This window comes from Stenotrophomonas maltophilia group sp. RNC7, assembly GCF_030910085.1.
In the GTDB taxonomy this organism is placed as follows: Bacteria; Pseudomonadota; Gammaproteobacteria; order Xanthomonadales; family Xanthomonadaceae; genus Stenotrophomonas; species Stenotrophomonas sepilia.
In genome coordinates this window covers 1-500 of record NZ_JAVFVN010000671.1, presented here as the reverse complement: position 1 = coordinate 500, position 500 = coordinate 1, and the positions used below count along the sequence as shown (strand labels likewise).

Below are 500 nucleotides of genomic sequence, written 5' to 3'. Positions count from 1 at the left end.
AATGATTTGGATGCTCAACTATATGTTTTTTGTTTTCCTAAATGTTTTTCACCTAGTTCCCAATATATAAACCAGTATTATACAAATATGATGGAAAATAATAAGAAAAATTTAATACTACGTAATAATTTTAAAGTTATTACGCACGGATACTATAATGAGCGTATGAAATTGCAAAGTGGAGGATTTGTTCTTTTTCCAAGTGAAAACATGGCACCAATACCTAAATGTTTCTATCGTACTATAACAATTCCGTCCGGGTATAAAGAGTCAATTCGTAAAGATCTTGTAACTTATTTTTCTATATATGAATCTTCTGTTTTTCCAGAGAAAGAAAAACGTAAAGAGATTGTGTTGGAAGCTATGAAAAGGGGGCGAGTAGAAAAAAATCAAAATTATATTGATTTAGAATTAGAGTCATATTTTGAATACTTAACGTATGATATAAAATGGGATATAAGAGAGGTTAGCGAATTTAAAAATGCTAAAGGTATAGAGCT

General features: G+C 29.0%; 1 protein-coding gene. It reads left to right on the top strand.

All coding sequences use genetic code 11. The features are described 5' to 3' along the window. Window positions 1-87: 87 nt before the first annotated feature. On the top strand, window positions 88-500 hold a 413-nt coding region (locus tag RCF13_RS13880), incomplete at its 3' end, for a hypothetical protein (protein ID WP_308141263.1).